A 483-nucleotide genomic window follows, 5' to 3' on the forward strand; every position below is an offset into this window, starting at 1 on the left:
GGTCGGGCTCCTTCTCGCGATTAGTGCGTCGTTGGCGTACCTCTTCCTGGCTACGGCACCGCCAAAGCAGAGTATCCCGCTGGGGGCTTCCAGCTTGTATCCGGGCGGCATGGCACAAATCAGCGCGATTGCGCCACTGGAAGACGACGGTTGGCTGCCGCCCCAAGGTGGCGAAGCACTGAACCAGGCCCCATCGGAGGGAAATCACCGCGTACGGGTGCTGGTCCGGCTCACGGCGCTGGAACCGGCAGGGTTGGGCTTCAACGTTGATGACTTCACGGTCACCGGGATCGGCGCAAGCAAGTTGCGCCCCGTCTGGAGCTCAGCGGAGTCGGCTGCTGCGGCGCAAGGACAGGCCTTGGAGGCCACCCTGGTTTTTGAGCTTCCGGACCAGGCAATTGCCCTGGTCCTTGAGGGCCCGCAGGACACCCGGTTGTCGCTCGGGCTGGCCCACCACGGAACTTAACGCCTTCCTGCGGTCCG

The 483-nt window shown here is 65.0% G+C and carries 1 protein-coding gene; it reads left to right on the forward strand.

The genetic code is table 11. From position 1 onward, the window contains the following. Positions 1–466 (forward strand): hypothetical protein (locus AC5RWX_RS34270; RefSeq protein WP_494100574.1); only part of this gene is annotated, 466 nt, incomplete at its 5' end. Between the last annotated feature and the right edge of the window lie 17 nt (positions 467–483).

This window comes from Arthrobacter sp. SPT-J7, from assembly GCF_059089965.1.